Annotated in this window: 14 protein-coding genes; 4 read left to right on the top strand and 10 right to left on the bottom strand. The window is 68.3% G+C overall.

Features of this window, described 5'->3' with window-relative positions; genetic code table 11:
• The first annotated feature begins 14 nt into the window (after positions 1–14).
• Genes gspD through gspF form a run of 3 tightly spaced genes read left to right on the top strand, consistent with a single transcriptional unit; the run spans position 15 to position 4744 of the window.
• The gene (gene gspD, locus ACYVJH_RS08910; RefSeq protein ID WP_460454298.1) at positions 15–2069 is read left to right on the top strand and encodes a type II secretion system secretin GspD; all 2055 of its coding nucleotides are present in this window, start codon (positions 15–17) and stop codon (positions 2067–2069) included.
• The gene (gene gspE / locus ACYVJH_RS08905; RefSeq protein WP_460454297.1) at positions 2066–3535 is read left to right on the top strand and encodes a type II secretion system ATPase GspE; all 1470 of its coding nucleotides are present in this window, start codon (positions 2066–2068) and stop codon (positions 3533–3535) included. The genes gspD and gspE overlap by 4 nt, the downstream gene beginning before the upstream one ends.
• Before the next feature lie 3 nt (positions 3536–3538).
• Complete coding sequence (gene gspF / locus ACYVJH_RS08900) at positions 3539–4744, top strand: type II secretion system inner membrane protein GspF (protein ID WP_460454296.1); 1206 nt, start codon at positions 3539–3541, stop codon at positions 4742–4744.
• 50 nt (positions 4745–4794) lie between these two features.
• On the opposite strand, the gene ACYVJH_RS08895 is transcribed toward gspF, so the two are convergent.
• From ACYVJH_RS08895 to thiE, 8 genes are all read right to left on the bottom strand, one after another.
• On the bottom strand, positions 4795–5946 hold the full coding sequence (locus ACYVJH_RS08895) for an OmpA family protein (RefSeq protein WP_460454295.1): 1152 nt from the start codon (positions 5944–5946) through the stop codon (positions 4795–4797).
• 36 nt (positions 5947–5982) lie between these two features.
• Positions 5983–7959 (bottom strand): ice-binding family protein, encoded by a 1977-nt coding sequence (locus ACYVJH_RS08890; RefSeq protein ID WP_460454294.1) that lies wholly within the window; start codon positions 7957–7959, stop codon positions 5983–5985.
• 121 nt (positions 7960–8080) lie between these two features.
• Positions 8081–8827 (bottom strand): Crp/Fnr family transcriptional regulator, encoded by a 747-nt coding sequence (locus ACYVJH_RS08885; RefSeq protein ID WP_460454293.1) that lies wholly within the window; start codon positions 8825–8827, stop codon positions 8081–8083.
• A gap of 127 nt (positions 8828–8954) precedes the next feature.
• Positions 8955–9806: an ion transporter gene (locus tag ACYVJH_RS08880; RefSeq protein WP_460454292.1), complete on the bottom strand. Its 852-nt coding sequence runs from the start codon at positions 9804–9806 to the stop codon at positions 8955–8957.
• On the bottom strand, positions 9803–10936 hold the full coding sequence (locus tag ACYVJH_RS08875) for a trans-sulfuration enzyme family protein (protein ID WP_460454291.1): 1134 nt from the start codon (positions 10934–10936) through the stop codon (positions 9803–9805). Before ACYVJH_RS08875 ends, ACYVJH_RS08880 begins: the two co-directional genes overlap by 4 nt.
• Positions 10933–11556, bottom strand: coding sequence for an HAD family hydrolase (locus ACYVJH_RS08870; RefSeq protein ID WP_460454290.1), 624 nt, complete (start codon positions 11554–11556; stop codon positions 10933–10935). The genes ACYVJH_RS08875 and ACYVJH_RS08870 overlap by 4 nt, the downstream gene beginning before the upstream one ends.
• A complete protein-coding gene (hemL, locus tag ACYVJH_RS08865) occupies positions 11553–12845 on the bottom strand; it encodes a glutamate-1-semialdehyde 2,1-aminomutase (RefSeq protein ID WP_460454289.1) in 1293 nt (430 codons plus the stop codon). Before hemL ends, ACYVJH_RS08870 begins: the two co-directional genes overlap by 4 nt.
• Positions 12842–13495 (bottom strand): thiamine phosphate synthase, encoded by a 654-nt coding sequence (thiE, locus tag ACYVJH_RS08860; protein WP_460454288.1) that lies wholly within the window; start codon positions 13493–13495, stop codon positions 12842–12844. Before thiE ends, hemL begins: the two co-directional genes overlap by 4 nt.
• A 58-nt stretch (positions 13496–13553) precedes the next feature.
• On the opposite strand from thiE, the gene ACYVJH_RS08855 reads away from it, so the two are divergent.
• On the top strand, positions 13554–13748 hold the full coding sequence (locus ACYVJH_RS08855; RefSeq protein WP_188665393.1) for a rubredoxin: 195 nt from the start codon (positions 13554–13556) through the stop codon (positions 13746–13748).
• Between the two features lie 10 nt (positions 13749–13758).
• Here the strand turns inward: ACYVJH_RS08855 and ACYVJH_RS08850 are convergent, their stop codons facing one another.
• Positions 13759–14604 carry a SirB1 family protein gene (locus ACYVJH_RS08850; RefSeq protein WP_460454287.1) on the bottom strand — a complete coding sequence of 282 codons (846 nt, stop codon included), beginning with the start codon at positions 14602–14604 and terminating at the stop codon, positions 13759–13761.
• A 31-nt stretch (positions 14605–14635) separates the two neighbouring features.
• Positions 14636–15094 (bottom strand): DUF192 domain-containing protein, encoded by a 459-nt coding sequence (locus tag ACYVJH_RS08845; protein WP_460454286.1) that lies wholly within the window; start codon positions 15092–15094, stop codon positions 14636–14638.
• Between the last annotated feature and the right edge of the window lie 225 nt (positions 15095–15319).

The raw sequence follows: 15319 nt of genomic DNA, 5'->3' as shown, positions 1-15319 counted from the left end.
GACGGCCGCCTGCCGTGATCGTATCGCGCAGGTGTCGCACCACCTTGCCGTTCCTGGCCGGATGGCTGCTGGCGTTCGCCCTGGCCGGCGGCGCAGCGGCGCAATCCGGTCCCGACGACGTCACCCTGAACTTCGTCAACACCGAGATCGAGGGCATGGTGATGGTGATCAGCGAGATCACCGGCAAGAACTTCGTGCTCGACCCGCGGGTGAAGGGCACCATCAGCATCGTTTCCGCCAAGCCGCTGCCGCGGGAGGTCGTTTACGACGTCTTCCTTTCGGCCCTGCGCCTGCAGGGTTATGCGGCGATCGAAACCGGCGGCGTGGTCCGGATCGTTCCCGAGGCAGAAGCCAAGCTCTATCCCAGCGCCTCGAGCGGGCTGCGGGTGCGCGCGGCCGGCGGCGGCGACCAGGTCCAGACCCAGGCCTTCCACCTCAAGCACCAGCCGGCCGAACAGATGTTGCCGATCCTGCGGCCGCTGATCGCACCCAACAACACCATCACCGCCCACGCCGGCAACAACAGCCTGGTCATCACCGACTACGCCAACAACATGCCGCGGCTGGCGCGCATCATCGCCGCGATGGACATGCCTGACAGCAGCGAGCCGGTGGTCATTCCGCTGCACCACGCATCGGCGCTGGACGTGGCGGTGACGGTCAATCGCCTGTTCGCCGAAAGCGTCCCGGCGGCCGGTGTTCCGGGCGCGCCGTCGCGGTTCACCGTCGTCGCCGACATGCGGTCGAACAGCCTGCTGGCGCGCACCAGCGACCCGTCGCGCCTGAGCCAGCTGCGTCGCTTCGTGGCCATGCTCGATTCGCCGGGCAACGCCGGCGGCAACATCCACGTGGTTTACCTGCGCAACGCCGATGCGGTGAAGCTGGCCGAAACCCTGCGCGCGATCCACGGCGCCGACGCCGGCGCCAACATGGACAGCCCCACGGGGGCGATGCTGGGCGGGGCCGTTCCAGCCGAAGTCGAAACGGCACACGGCCGGTCTTCCGGCATCATCCAGGCCGACGCCGCGACCAATTCCATCATCATCACGGCGCCGGACGCGACCTACAACAACCTGCGCGCGGTGATCGAAAAACTCGACGTGCGCCGCGCCCAGGTGTATGTCGAAGCCCTGATCGCCGAAGTCACCTCCGATCGCGCGGCAGAATTCGGCGTGCAGTGGCAGAACCTGGGCGGCCTGGATGAAAGTGGTCGCCAGGTCTTCGGGGGCACCAACTTCGGCGGCAGCGGCGAAAACATCATCGGGCTGGCACAGAACCCGGGTTCCGCGGGCCCCGGGCTGAACCTGGGCATCATCAACGGCCGCGTGAGCCTGCCGGGCATCGGCGAAATCCTCAACCTGGGCGTGCTGGTGCGCGCGCTCGAGACCGATGCCAACGCCAACATCCTCTCGACGCCCACCCTGTTGACCCTGGACAACGAAGAAGCCTCGATCGTCATCGGCCAGAACGTACCCTTCATCACCGGCCAGTACGCCACCACCGGGTCGGGCACCACGCCGACGCCGTTCCAGACCATCGAACGCCAGGACGTTGGGCTGACGCTGCAGGTCAAGCCGCAGATCTCCGAAGGCGGCACCGTGCGCCTGCAGTTCTACCAGGAGGTGTCGAGCATCAACGACATTTCCAACCCGGCCGGTGTCATCACCAACAAGCGAGCCGTGTCCTCGACGGTGCTGGTCGAGGACGGACAGATCGTGGTGATCGGTGGCCTGATCCAGGACGCCACCAGCGAAGGCGTGCGCAAGGTGCCGGTGCTTGGCTCGATCCCGGGCATTGGCGGGCTGTTCCGCAGCAAGAAGCGCGGCCGCAGCAAGACCAACCTGATGATCTTCCTGCGCATTACCCTGGTCCGCGACAGCGCCGGCGCCGACGCCTATACCGGCGAGCGCTACGACTACATCCTGGGCGAACAGCAGGCCACGCGCCCCAGGCCCAGCGTTATCTTCGGCGATCCCGAGCCACCCTCGCTGCCGGTGCGGCCGCCGCCGCGGATGGCAGTGCCGCTGCCCGAACCGAAGCCGATGAAAGTCGATCGCCCGGGGCGATGAGCCGGCGCGCCGCCACGCTGCCCTACGCCTTCGCCACCGGCCAGGGCGTCGTGCTCGAATCGGTGGCCGGCGGGATGGCGGAGCTGAGCATTCGCGAAGGCGCGAGCGCCAGCACGCTGGCCGAGGTGCGCCGGGTTCTTGGCATGCCATTGCGGGTACGGCTGGTGGATGCCGCACGCTTCGACGAGCTGATAGCGGCGTCCTACCACGGCGCCGGCGCCGCCGCGCTGGCGGTGGATCTGGCGCAGGACATGGACCTTTCTCGCCTGCTGCAGGAAATCCCGCGGGTCGAAGACCTGCTTGAAAGCCAGGACAGTGCGCCGGTGATCCGGCTGATCAACGCGCTGTTCACCCAGGCCCTTCGCGAAGGCGCCTCGGACATCCACATCGAACCTTTTGAATCACGCCTGCTGGTGCGCCTGCGCGTCGACGGGACGCTGCGCGACCTGGTCGAACCCCCGCGCAAGCTGCACGGCGCGCTGGTGTCACGGGTGAAGATCATGGCCCAGCTCGATATCGCCGAAAAACGCCTGCCGCAGGACGGGCGCATCACCTTGCGACTTGCCGGCAAGCCGGTGGACGTGCGTGTCTCGACCATTCCCACCGGTCACGGTGAACGCGTGGTGCTCAGGCTGCTCGACAAGCAGGCCGGGCGGCTGGACCTGGGACGCCTGGGCATGGACGAACAGACGCTGGCGACGATGGACCGGCTGATCCGCCAGCCCCATGGCATCGTGCTGGTCACCGGTCCGACCGGCTCGGGCAAGACCACCACGCTCTATGCGGCGCTGTCGCGGCTGGACGCCGGCGCGCTGAACATCATGACCGTGGAGGATCCGATCGAGTACGACCTCGACGGCATCAGCCAGACCCAGGTCAGCGCCCGCATCGACATGGGTTTCGCACGGGCGCTGCGCACCATCCTGCGCCAGGACCCCGACGTGGTGATGATCGGCGAGATCCGCGATCTGGAAACCGCGCAGATTGCCGTGCAGGCCAGCCTGACCGGCCACCTGGTGTTCGCCACGCTGCACACCAACGACGCGGTCAGCGCCGTGACGCGCCTGGTGGACATGGGCATCGAACCCTTCCTGCTGGCGTCGAGCCTTATCGGCGTCGGCGCCCAGCGCCTGGTGCGCCGGCTTTGCCCGCAGTGCCGCGTGCCTTTCCAGGCGGACGCCGCCCAACTGCTTGCCTTGGGGTTCCCGCCGACCGACGGCAGCCTCTATTCCGCCCGGGGCTGCGAGGCCTGCGGAGGTTCGGGCTACCGCGGGCGCACAGGCATCTACGAACTGCTGGCCGTGGACGACAGCTTCCGCCGCCTCATCCACGACCGCGCCTCCGAACAGGTGCTGCGCGACCACGCGCTCGCCGGTGGCATGCGCACCCTGCGCGACGACGGCATGCGCTGGGCCGGCCAGGGACTGGTGAGCCTGGAGGAAGTCGTACGCGTGACCCGCGACTAGGCCATGGACGCCTTCAGCTACCAGGCCATTGACGCCGACGGCCACGCCGTTTCTGGCGTTCTGCAGGCTGATTCCGCGCGCCAGGCGCGTGCCCAGCTTCGTGCCCAGGGCTTGCTGCCCTCGCGCCTGGAACCCGTAGGTGCCCGCGCCCGCGCCGGCCGCAGCTGGGCCCGTGGACTGCCGTTCTCCGAACTGAGCCTGGTCACCCGGCAGCTGGCGACCCTGCTCGAATCGGGCCTGACCATGGAACAGTCGCTCGACGCGCTGATCGAACAGGCCGAGCGTCCCGCAACGCGCGAGGTGATGACCGGCCTGAAAATCGAGGTCACCGCCGGCCATTCCCTGTCGGCGGCAATGGCGGTTTACACGAACAGCTTTCCGGACTTCTACCGGGCGCTCGTGCATGGCGGCGAACAGTCCGGCGCCCTGGCGACGGTTCTCCAGCACCTGGCCGACTACCTCGATGCCCGCCAGGCCCTGCGACAGAAGACCGGCCTGGCCCTGCTGTATCCGGTGCTGGTGACCGGGGTCGCCTTCACGGTGGTGCTGGGGCTGCTGGTTTACGTCGTGCCGCAGGTCGTGCAGGTGTTCGAACAGTCGCGGCAGGACCTGCCGCTGATGACGCGTGCGCTGATCCTGTCGAGCGACTTCCTGCGTGCGACCTGGCCGGGCCTGTTGGTGCTTGGAGTGGGCGGCGCGTTCGCCGCCCGCGCCATCCTTCGGCGCCCGGGTCCCCGTCGGCGCTGGAGTGGCTGGCTGCTGCGCCTGCCCTGGCTGGGCCCCCTGGCCCGCGGCGTTAACACCGCGCGTTTCGCCGGCACCCTGGCGATCTTGGTGCGCGGCGGCGTACCGCTGCTGGCGGCGATGGAGTCGGGCGCGCGGGTGATGGACAACGTGGTGATGCGTGAAGCGGTCACGCGCGCCATGGACCGTGTGCGCGAAGGCGCCAGCCTGGCCAGGGCGCTGGACGAAACCCGGCTGTTCCCGGCGCTGCTGGTGCATCTTGTGGCCAGCGGCGAAACCAGCGGCCGCCTTGAGCAGATGCTGGAACGCGCCGCCCAGCTCGAAACCCGTGCGCTGGAACGGCGGCTTGCGGTGTTCCTGACCCTGCTTGAGCCGCTGATGATCCTGCTCATGGGCGGCGTGGTGCTGATGATCGTGCTGGCGATCCTGCTGCCGATCATGGAAATCAACCAGCTCGTGCAATAAAAAAGCCCGGCCTTGCGGCCGGGCTGAAGGGCTGAAGCGCCAAACTTTGTTCAGTTCTGCACGTTGAGCTCGGTGCGACGGTTGGTTTCGCTCTTGCAGGCTGGGAAGCCGTCGCCAAGCGATTCCAGCGGGCGGCTTTCGCCGTAGCCATTGGGGCCCGTCATGCGCGAGCTGTTGATGCCGGCGTTGGCCATATAGTCGTACACCACGCGGGCGCGGCGCTGTGACAGGTCCTGGTTGTAGCCGTCGCTGCCGCACTCGTCGGTATGCCCGGCCAATTCGAAGCGAAGGTCCGGGTAGCGGCCCAGGATGGCCACGGCCTCGTCCAGGATCACGATGGCATCCGGGCGCAGGGTGTCGCGGTCGAAGTCGAAGTTGACGCCGCGCAGGTCGATCGTCAGCGGCACCGGGCAGCCGTCCGGGCCGATGGCCTGTCCGGCCATGGAGTCCGGGCAGCGGTCGCGGCAGTTGTCGATGCCGTCGCCGTCGTCGTCGAGGTCCGCGCAGGTTTCACGCGCCACCGGCGCTTCCCGGGGGATGACCGCCGCGATGGGAGGCAGGAAACGATAGACCAGGCCGGCCGACAGCATGTCGATGTCGCCGGTGTTTCCGATGGCGTCGTCGATCCGATAGCGCTCGGCCTCGATGCGCATGGACAGGGCGCGGGTGAAGGCGTACTCCATGCCGGCGCCGAACTTGTAGTTCACCTCTTCGGTACTCGGATTCGGGTCGAGTACGTTGACCGCCCCGGTACCGACGAAGCGGGTGTCGGCTTCGGCGTAGATGGCACCGATGCGGGCAAACAGGGAGAAGCGTTCGCTGATCGGCATCCGTCCGACCAGGTCGAGGTAGATGCCGCGCAGGTCGATGTCGCCCGAAAGGGTGCCGGGGGGCGTGGTGTCGAGGAAGTAGCCGTAGCTGCCCAGGTCCACGTAGCCGCCTTCGAGGGCGAAGTTGGGACTGAACTGCCAGCCGGCGAAGACCTTGTAACCGTTGTCGGTGTCGAACTCATCGAGCGTGTTCACCGTGAATCCACGTTCGGCGAGGCTGCTGATGATGCGTTCGTCGTCGATGGTCGCCGCGGTCCAGCCGTAGTTGCCGCCCACGTACCAGCCGGTGTCGTCGTAGGCCGCAGCGTTGCTGCTGGCCAGGGCAGCGAGGATGGCCAGGGCCAGGAGCCCCGAGGGGTTTGCGAGTTTCATGTCATTCTCCAGGAAGGTTGGCACATCGCTTTGGCCTTACTGGCCAGGCACGTTGATGATGGTGTTGACCAGGGTCACCGACGCGCCCAGCGAGAGCAGCCGGCCGTCGACGGTCACGATGGTGACGTTGTTGGGCGTGGAAACCGCGACGCCGGACTGGCTGATCACCGTGCCGACCATGGTTCCGCCACCGCCGGCGTTGATGGTCGCGGCGCTTCCGACCTGCCAGTAGACGTTGTTGGCCTGCGCGCCGTTGACCAGCAGCACGCTCTGCGGGAACGCAGCGCCCGGGCCGCCCACCGTCAGTGAGGTGGCCATCTGGAACACCCAGACCGCGTTCGGATCACCGCCTGCGTCCAGGGTCAGGTCGCCGCCTTCGATCATGAAAGTGCCCGCGGCCGCGGTGTAGGTGCCCGGGGCCAGCACGAGATTGGCGAGGTTGCCCGCACCGGGATCGAGGCCCGGCGGCAGGGCCACGAGGTCGTTGTAGAGCACCAGCGCGTCGGCGCGGGCCTGCTGGGCAACCGCCAGGGTAGCGGCGGTGCCTTCGGTCGGGCATTGCGGGGTCGGCGACGGCGGCGCGGTGTAGATCAGGCCGTTGACGGTGCCGATGTTGAGCGGGGTTTCGGTGTAGATGCAGCCCGGGCCGGCGTCATGGAAGCCGGTGACCGCGGTCGAAACGGCGGTGGTGCCGATGTCGCCATTGACGATCGTTAGCACGCCCTGGTTGGTCATACCCGCCGAACCACCGAAGACGCCGAAGGGGGCGGCCGATCCCAGCGGCGGCGGAGCCAGGCAGCCGCTGGCATCGACGGTGAAGCTCCAGGTGTAGTCCACCAGCATCGTGTTCGCCGGCACCGCCAAGTCCTTGACGCCATTGGCGCCGCCGACGACGGTCGCGGTGTATTGCTCACCCGCGTCCAGGGCCAGTGCCGGCACGAAGGTGGCGATTCGGCCGGTGGCGACGTCGAGCGTGATCGACGAGGCGCTGATTTGCTGGGCGCCAGGGCCGGTCACGGTGAACGTGGTGTTGCTGATGCTGGTCGGATCCATCCGCGTGCCCGCAGGCACGCTGAAAGTTGCGCTGATCGAGTCACCCGGGCAGACGGTGGCCGCAGCGGCCGGGTTGGTGGACAGTACGGTGACGTTTGCCGGCGGCAGCGGGCCGGCCCCGGTGGTGAACGTCCAGACGTAGTCACTGGCGCCCGGCAGCGGGCCCTGGTTGCCGGCGAGCGCATTGCCGGCGATATCGGTGGCGGCCTGGGTGACGCGGGCAGTGTAGGTGGTGTTGGCGTCCAGGGCGGCATCGGGCAGGAAGATTGCAGTGCGCGAACCGCTGGAGTAGCTGACCGCGCCGGCCGGCGACACGCAGGGCGCGTCGCAGGTCAGCGTGAAGCTGCCGGCATTGACGGTGGCCGGTGCCATTTCCTCGCTGAACGTCGCCGAGATCGCGGTGTTCGTCGGCGCGTTGGGCGTCGGCCCGGGAATCGTGGTGGCCGGTTCGGTCGAAATGACCCGCGGACGGGTCAGGTCGGGGGCGAGGCCGGTGGTGAAGCGCCAGACGTAGGGGTTGGCCATTACCAGGTCGGTGGCAACGCTGCGGGCGGCCGTCACGGTCGCCGTGTACTGCGTCGACGGGGTAAGCCCGGTACCGTTGGCGAGGGTGAACGTCGCCACGCGACCGGCCGAATCAAGCGTGATCGTGCCCGTCGCGCTGACGCAGGGCGCCATGCAGGTGACGGTGAACGTGGCGCCACTGTCGAACGGGCGTACCGGCTCGCTGAATGTGGCTGTAATGATGGGGCTGTTGATCGGCACCGCGGTGGCGCCGTCGAGTGGGGTGACCGCGATGACCGTCGGTGCCAGGGCGACGTTGCCGCCGGGGCCGCCAAGGATGGGGTCGCGGCCGTCGCTGCCACCGCCGCCGCAACCGGCCAGCAGGGTGCCCAGCACGGCCATGGCCAGCCAGGATTTGAATCCGGGAAAGCCATTGAATCGGGTTGTCGCGTTCATGCCTTGACCACCTTAGCTATTGGGTCAGGCAGGGATACGCGCAGACGGTGGTGCGGTCTGTGCGGAAGGCAACTTATGGGTCCGCAAACGTGCGCTGGCGCACAAAGTGCGGCGCACGGGTTCAGGCTTGGGCGGTTGGCGCCGGTTTCTCGTGGTCGAACAGGTAAGGCAGGAGCCGGTCGGTCTCGCGCTTGACCACGTCGTAGCACTCGCAGCTCAGGCTCTCGAGCTTGGGCCGGTCGATAACGGTGATATGGCCGCGGGCGTAGGTGATCACCCCCAGCTTTTGCAGCTTGCTGGCCGCTTCGGTGACGCCCTCGCGCCGGACCCCAAGCATGTTGGCGATCAGTTCCTGGGTCATCACCAGCTGGTTGCCCTCGAGACGGTCGAGCGACAGCAGCAGCCAGCGGCAAAGCTGCTGGTCTATAGAGTGGTGGCGGTTGCAGACCGCGGTCTGGGCCATCTGGGTGATCAGCGCCTGGGTGTAGCGAAGCATCAGCAGCTGCATCTTGCCGTCGTGGTGGAACTCTTCCTTGGTGCGGCTGCCCGAAAGGCGGTAGGCATGGCCCGCACTCTGCACGATGGCGCGGCTGGGCGTGCTCTCGCCACCCATGAACAAGGCGACGCCGACCACGCCTTCGTTGCCCACCACCGCGATTTCCGCGGAGGCGCCGTCTTCAAGCACGTACAGCAGGGAAACGATCGAATTGATCGGGAAATAGACGTGGCGCATGGTGTCGCCGGACTCGTACAGGACCTTGCCCAGCGGCAGCGCGACCAGCTCGAGGTCGGGGAAGATGCGGTCCCTGACCTCCTGTGGAAAGGCGGCGAGCAAACGATTCTGCGTAGGGGTGGAGCTTGCAGCCATGACGTGGATCCCGTGGACGTCGGCGACATGCCGGCCCACGCAACTATAAGAATTGCGGGCGACGGCATATGTACGCTACCGCACATATTAGGCCCTTCGCGCCGGTCGCGCCCGCAGGCCCGGGACCTCAGGTGCCCGGCAGCTTGCCCCCGCAGCGCCGGCAGTAATCGGCATCGACGTCGTGTTCTGCCAGCTTGCAGTCCGGGCAGGCGTCCTTGCGGCGTTCGCGCAGACCCAGGGCAAGTTCGGCGGTGTAGATGCCGGTGGGCACGGCGATGATGCCGTAGCCGATCAGCATCAGGATCGTTGTGACGAAACGCCCGAAGGGCGTCACCGGCGTGATGTCTCCATAGCCGACCGTCGCCATCGTGGTGATGGCCCAGTACATGCCAATGGGGATGCTGGTGAATCCGCTTTCCGGACCTTCGATGACGTAGAGCGCGGCGCCGAAGATCACCGCGATGGTCAGCACCGCCACCAGGAACACCAGGATCTTGCGGCGTGAACGGTACAGTGCGCCCACCAGCAGGCCGCCTGCCTCGGTGTATTCCATCAGCTTGAGCACGCGGAAGATGCGAAGGATGCGCAGGATGCGAACCACCAGCAGCGCCTGGCTGCCGGGCAGCAGCAGGGACAGGTAGGTGGGCAGGATCGACAGCAGGTCGATGACGCCATAAAAGCTGGTGGCGTAGCGCCAGGGGCGCCTCACCACGGCCAGCCGGACCAGGTATTCAGCGGTGAAGAGCAGGGTGAAGCCCCACTCGGCCACGTAGAACCAGTAACCCCAGCGTTCGTGCAGCCCGGCTTCGCTGTCGAGTACGACCACGATGACGCTCACCACGATCGCCGCGATCAGCAGCAGGTCGAAGCGCCGCGGCGCCCCCGGGTCGTGCCGGAAGATGATCTCGAACCAGCGCGCTCGCCAGCCGCTGGTGGTGGCGGCCTCAAACTGGCCGGCGGCGATACGCGGCTGGCTCATGCCCCGGCCGCCCCAAGGGCCTGGGCGAAGTCGGCCAGCAGGTCATCCGGATGTTCCAGCCCCACCGACACCCGCAGCAGGTTGTCCGGGCTGATGGCGTTCGCGCCTTCGATCGATGCGCGGTGTTCGACCAGGGTTTCCGGGCCGCCAAGCGAGGTGGCGTTGATCGCCAGTTCCAGCGCGCCAGCCACCCGCAGGGCGGCGTCGCGGCCGCCCCTGATGCGCAGGCTGAGCATGCCGCCGAAATCGCTCATCTGCCGCGCCGCGATGTCGTGGCCGGGGTGTGCGGGCAGGCCAGGGTAGTGCACGGCTTCCACCGCGGCATGCCCGGCCAGGAACTCCGCCAGCGCCATCGCATTTCGGCAGTGCCAGGCCATTCGCGCCGGCAGCGACCGGCAGCCGCGCAGGATCAGCCAGGCGCTGAAGGGCGCGAGGATGCCGCCGGTGAGGTGGCGGCGATGGCGCACCGCGTCGTGGAACTGGTTGCGGCGCGCGAACACCAGCGCGCCTCCCATCACGTCGCTGTGGCCACCGATGTACTTGGTGGTCGAATGCATCACCAGGTCGGCGCCCAGCGCCAGTGGCCGCTGCAGCACCGGCGAGGCGAAGGTGTTGTCGCAGGCCAGCAGGGCGTCGTTGCCGTGGGCGAGTTCGGCCAGCGCCGCGATGTCGGCCACGCACAGGCGTGGGTTGGACGGCGTTTCGGCCCAGACCATCCGGGTTTCCGGACGCAGGGCGGCGCGCACGGCTTCGAGGTCGGACATGTCCACGGCCGTGGCGGTGACGCCGCGCTGGGGAAGGAATTCGGCACCCAGCACGCGCAGGCCCGTGTAGCAGTCGTCGGGGATCAGCAGGTGGGCGCCAATGGGCATCGATTCCAGCGCGGCTGCCATGGCCGCCATGCCCGAACCGAAACACAGGGCGGCCTCGCCACCTTCCATCGCGGCCAGCGCCGTCTCAAGCCGGTCCTGGGTCGGGTTGGATTCGCGCTGGTATTCGAAGCCGGCCCGGCGTTCGCCGGCCGGGCCATGCTGGAAGGTGGTGGCCATGTGGATCGGCGGTGATACGGCGCCGGTGTCGGGGTCCGGTTCGCCGCCAGCGTGCACGGCCAGGGTTTCGATGCGGGTCATGGGCCTTGCTCCGGCAGGTGGTGTTCGGCCAGGTGCGTGCGCAGTCCGGCCGGGCTGCGGTAAGTGTGCGCCATCAGGCCGGCGCGGCGCGCGCCCTTGGCGTTGTCGGGTTTGTCATCGAAAAAAAGCGCGTCGGCAGGTGCGACGCCCAGCGCCGCCAGGCAGCGCCGGTAGATGTCCGGGTCGGGCTTGGCCAGTTCGAACTGCGCCGAACAAAACACGCGCCCTTCGAAAAACGGCGCCAGGGCCGGGCAGATGGCGGCGAAATGATCGCGCAGCATCAGGCCGTTGTTGGTCAGCACCGCCAGTTGCACCGAACCCATGAGCTGCCCAAGCAGATCCAGTACCCCCGGCATGGGTTGCATGGCCGCGGCGCGGGCGGCGATGCAATCCTCCAGGCCTACCGGTACGCCCAGGTCCGTGGACAGGGTGGCCAGCAAACCCTCGGTGTCGGTGCGGCCCAGGTCGGCGTCGCGTTCGAGGCCGGAATCAAACAGCGCCGCCGACACGGCCTCCGGGCGGGCACCGATGCGCTCGGCCAGCACCCGGACCCGCGGGGCGTGCTCGTAGTGCACGAGCACGCCGTCGAGGTCGAACAGCACCAGCGCCGGGCGCCTCACCCGGCGGCGACCTCTTTGAATGCTTCGCGCGCGGCCTGGATGGTGAACGCCAGCTCTTCTTCGCCGTGGGCGCTGGACAGGAAGCCGGCCTCGAAGGCCGAGGGCGCGAAGTAGACGCCGCGGCGCAGCATGGCGTGGAAGAAACGATTGAAGGCGGCGGTGTCGCAGGCCACCGCATCGGCGAAGGTTTCCACCTGTTTGTCGGTGAAGAACAGGCCGAACATGGCGCAGCTGCGGGTGGTGGTGACCGGCACGCCGGCGTCACGGGCCGCGGCCTCCAGCCCGTCGCACAGCACGTGGGTCGCCGATTCCAGGCGCTCGTAGAAACCCGGGCCCTGGATGATGCCCAGCGTGGCCAGGCCGGCGGCCATCGCCACCGGATTGCCGCTCAGGGTGCCGGCCTGGTAGACCGGGCCGGCCGGTGCCACCTGCTGCATCAGGTCGGCGCGGCCGCCGTAGGCGCCCACCGGCATGCCGCCGCCGATGATCTTGCCGAAGGTGCTCAGGTCGGGCGTGACGCCGTAACGCGCCTGGGCGCCGCCGAGCGCGACGCGGAAGCCGGTCATCACTTCGTCGAAGATCAGGATCGCGCCCGACTGCGTGCACAGCTCGCGCAGGTGCTGCAGATAGCCGTCGCGCGGCAGGATGCAGTTGGCGTTGCCGACGATGGGTTCGACGATGACGCCGGCGATTTCTTCGCCCATTTCGGCGAACAGCTTCGTGGCCGCCTCGAAATCGTTGTAGGGCAGGGTCAGGGTCAGGTCGGCCAGGGCCTTGGGCACGCCCGGCGAATTGGGCAGGCCGAAGGTCAGCGCGCCCGAGCCGGCCTTGACCAGGAAGCTGTCGCCGTGGCCGTGGTAGCAGCCTTCGAACTTGACGATGCGCGTGCGTCCCGTGGCGCCGCGCGCCAGACGGATCGCCGACAGCGTGGCCTCGGTGCCGGAGTTGACCATGCGCATCATCTGCATGGACGGGACCAGCTTGCGCACGGTTTCAGCCATCGTGACTTCCAGGGCGTTGGGCACGCCGAAGCTCAGGCCCTTGCGCATCGTGCTGGCGACGGCGTCGAGCACCTTCGGGTGCGCGTGGCCGGCGATCATCGGGCCCCAACTGCCGATGTAGTCCACGTAGCGGTTGCCGTCGACGTCCACGAGGTAGGCGCCTTCGGCGCTGGCCGCGAAAAACGGCTCGCCGCCCACCGACTTGAAGGCGCGCACCGGCGAATTGACGCCACCGGGCATCAGGTCCAGGGCGCGGGTGAAGAGGTCGTGGCTGGTGGCGGTGTTCATGGTTTGGCGGTCTCGTGGGTGTTCGGTTCGAAGGCGCGGCGGTAGGCGCGCAGGGCGGCGGCCGGGTCGGGGGCGTCGAAAACACCGCCGATCACGGCCAGCAGGTCGGCGCCGGCGGCGACAAGCCCGGCGGCATTGTCCGGGGTGATGCCGCCGATGGCCACCCGCGTGCAGCCCAGGGAGGCGCTTTCGCGCAGCAGCCGGGGATCGGCGCGACGCGCGCCGGGTTTGGTGCCCGAAGGGAAAAACGCGCCGAAGGCGACGTAGTCGGCGCCGGCGGCCACGGCCTCGCGGGCGCGTTCAAGCGTGTCGTAACACGAGGCGCCCAGCCACAGGCCGGGGGCCTCGCGCCGGGCCTGGCGCAGGTCGCCGTCGTGTTCGCCCAGGTGCGCGCCCAGGGCGCCCACCTCGAGGGCCAGGCGCCAGTCATCGTTCACCACCAGCGGCACGCCGGCCTGGGCGCAGGCCGGGGCCAGGGCCTGCGCCTGCTGGCGGCGCAGGTCCGGCCGGGCGGCCTTGTTGCGGTACTGCAACAGGGCCGGGCCCTGGGCCAGCAGGGGCTGCAGCCGGGCCAGCAGGCGGCCGGTGTCGGGCTCGTCGGGCGTGATCAGGTAGACGCCGCGGCGCCTCGGGGATGGGCTGGGGTTCATTTCGGCGTGACCGGCAAGATGCGAGAATGTTAGCCGTTAACGTATTGACGGAACCGCAATGAATACCTCCACCGCCGCCGCCACCACTTACCGCACCTGGATGTGTGTGGTCTGTGGCTTCATCTACAGCGAGGCCGATGGCCTGCCGGAAGAGGGCATCGCCCCCGGTACGCGCTGGGAGGACGTGCCCGACACCTGGGTCTGCCCGGACTGCGGCGTCACCAAGGACGACTTCGAGATGGTGCCGGCCTGAAGCCGGCGGTTCAGTTCAGTCGCGCCGGGACACCGCTCAGGTCCACCAGCGCGGCGCGCACGCTGTCGACGTCGTCGGCTTCCGGAAGCATCTGCAGGTAGCGCGCCAGGTCTTCGCGCGCGCCCTTGGCATAACCCAGTTCACGGTAGGCCAGGCCGCGGTCGCGCACGGCTTCGGCGGTGCCGGGTGAGAGCTTGAGCAGCCGGTCCGCGGTCCGTGCCACGCGTTCCCAGTCGCGCTGTTCGAGGTACAGCCCCTTCAGGTTGCGCAGCATGCGCATCAGGATGCCGCGGTGCGTGGTCGGCGCCAGGATCTGCATCAGCTGCTGGTCGTCCGGCGGATGCCCGCCCATGTGCGGCGACGCGCGCTCGCGCAGTTCGTCGGCGCTCACCGGCCGGCCCTTGTTGAAGGGGTCGAGCACCAGGATGCCGTCGTCCACCGGCAGCCGCACCAGGAAATGCCCGGGGAAGGAAATGCCATCCAGCGGCATGCCGAGGCGGCGGGTGACCTCGATCTGGATCACCGCCAGCGAAATGGGAATGCCCAGCTTCCGGTCAACGACATCGTTGAGGTAGCTGTTGCGCGGGTCGTCGTATTCGAGATTGTTGCCGGCGAAGCCGACTTCCTCGAACAGGTAGCGGTTGATCGCCGTCAGGCGCGCCGGCAGGTCGATGTCACCGTCGAGCTGCGGACGCAGCGTGTCGGCATAGGTGTCCACCTGCGCGGTGTAGCCGCGGGGGTCGAGATCGGGGTATTCGTCGCGGGCGATCAGCAGGGCCGTGTCGAGCAGCGGCAGTTCGTCATCGCCGAGCGCGGCCAGTGCATTCCAGTCCGGCAGTGGGTTCGGGGCATCCATGCAGGCAATGTGGCCCCGGTGGGGCCATGAATCAAGGCTCGCCGCGCGTGGGAATGCCCGGCCCGAAGGTGATGGTGTCGCCGGCCTTCGTGCCCAGCACGCTGGCCTGGCCGGCGTTGAGCTCGAGCACGTACTGCGCCGGGCCCCTGCTGGGGTAGGACGGGCAGCGGTCGCCAAGGGAACACGGCGGCACGCCGCGCGACACCGAGACCAGCCTGCGCGAGGCATCGAAGTAGAAGATGTCGAGCGGGATCTTGGTGTTCTTCATCCAATAGGCCAGCGGCCGCTCGGCGTCGTGCACGAACAGCATGCCGGTGCCGTCGGCGAGGGACTCGCGGAACATCAGCCCGCGGTTGCGCTCGGCGTGGTCATCGGCCACTTCCACCTCGAAGCGCTGGCCATTGAGCTCCACCCAGGCCTGGCCGCCGCTGGCGCAGCCGGCCAGGGGCAGCAGGGCGGCGAGGAACAGGGCGAGGCTGGCAAGGCGCATGGGTGGCTCCGGCGGGGTGGAAAGCGACGTTCGGGGATGGGGATGGGGGTGTCAAGCCGACCGCCGGCTAAACAGGACCGGCCTCCTTTCAACTGCCTCTTCCCAATCCTGATCCATGCCGCTATAGTTCGCGGCCCTCGACGGCCCGGACGGTGTCGGGGGGCAAAAAAGGGCGTCGAAAAGGTGTTGACGTCCTTGGAAACTCTCGTATAATGTGCGGCTCCC

It is taken from the genome of Arenimonas aestuarii (assembly GCF_054781715.1).
The sequence above is the reverse complement of the archived record's forward strand: the minus strand, read 5'-3'. Positions and strand labels throughout refer to the sequence as shown.

Bases quoted from the DNA above. Each gene is read 5' to 3' on its own strand.
- ACYVJH_RS08890 (WP_460454294.1), bottom strand. From the start codon at position 7,959: ATGAACGCGACAACCCGATTCAATGGCTTTCCCGGATTCAAATCCTGG.
- ACYVJH_RS08855 (WP_188665393.1), top strand. From the start codon at position 13,554: ATGAATACCTCCACCGCCGCCGCCACCACTTACCGCACCTGGATGTGT.
- gspF (WP_460454296.1), top strand. From the start codon at position 3,539: ATGGACGCCTTCAGCTACCAGGCCATTGACGCCGACGGCCACGCCGTT.
- ACYVJH_RS08880 (WP_460454292.1), bottom strand. From the start codon at position 9,806: ATGAGCCAGCCGCGTATCGCCGCCGGCCAGTTTGAGGCCGCCACCACC.
- ACYVJH_RS08895 (WP_460454295.1), bottom strand. From the start codon at position 5,946: ATGAAACTCGCAAACCCCTCGGGGCTCCTGGCCCTGGCCATCCTCGCT.
- ACYVJH_RS08885 (WP_460454293.1), bottom strand. From the start codon at position 8,827: ATGGCTGCAAGCTCCACCCCTACGCAGAATCGTTTGCTCGCCGCCTTT.
- thiE (WP_460454288.1), bottom strand. From the start codon at position 13,495: ATGAACCCCAGCCCATCCCCGAGGCGCCGCGGCGTCTACCTGATCACG.
- ACYVJH_RS08875 (WP_460454291.1), bottom strand. From the start codon at position 10,936: ATGACCCGCATCGAAACCCTGGCCGTGCACGCTGGCGGCGAACCGGAC.
- gspE (WP_460454297.1), top strand. From the start codon at position 2,066: ATGAGCCGGCGCGCCGCCACGCTGCCCTACGCCTTCGCCACCGGCCAG.
- hemL (WP_460454289.1), bottom strand. From the start codon at position 12,845: ATGAACACCGCCACCAGCCACGACCTCTTCACCCGCGCCCTGGACCTG.
- ACYVJH_RS08845 (WP_460454286.1), bottom strand. From the start codon at position 15,094: ATGCGCCTTGCCAGCCTCGCCCTGTTCCTCGCCGCCCTGCTGCCCCTG.
- ACYVJH_RS08850 (WP_460454287.1), bottom strand. From the start codon at position 14,604: ATGGATGCCCCGAACCCACTGCCGGACTGGAATGCACTGGCCGCGCTC.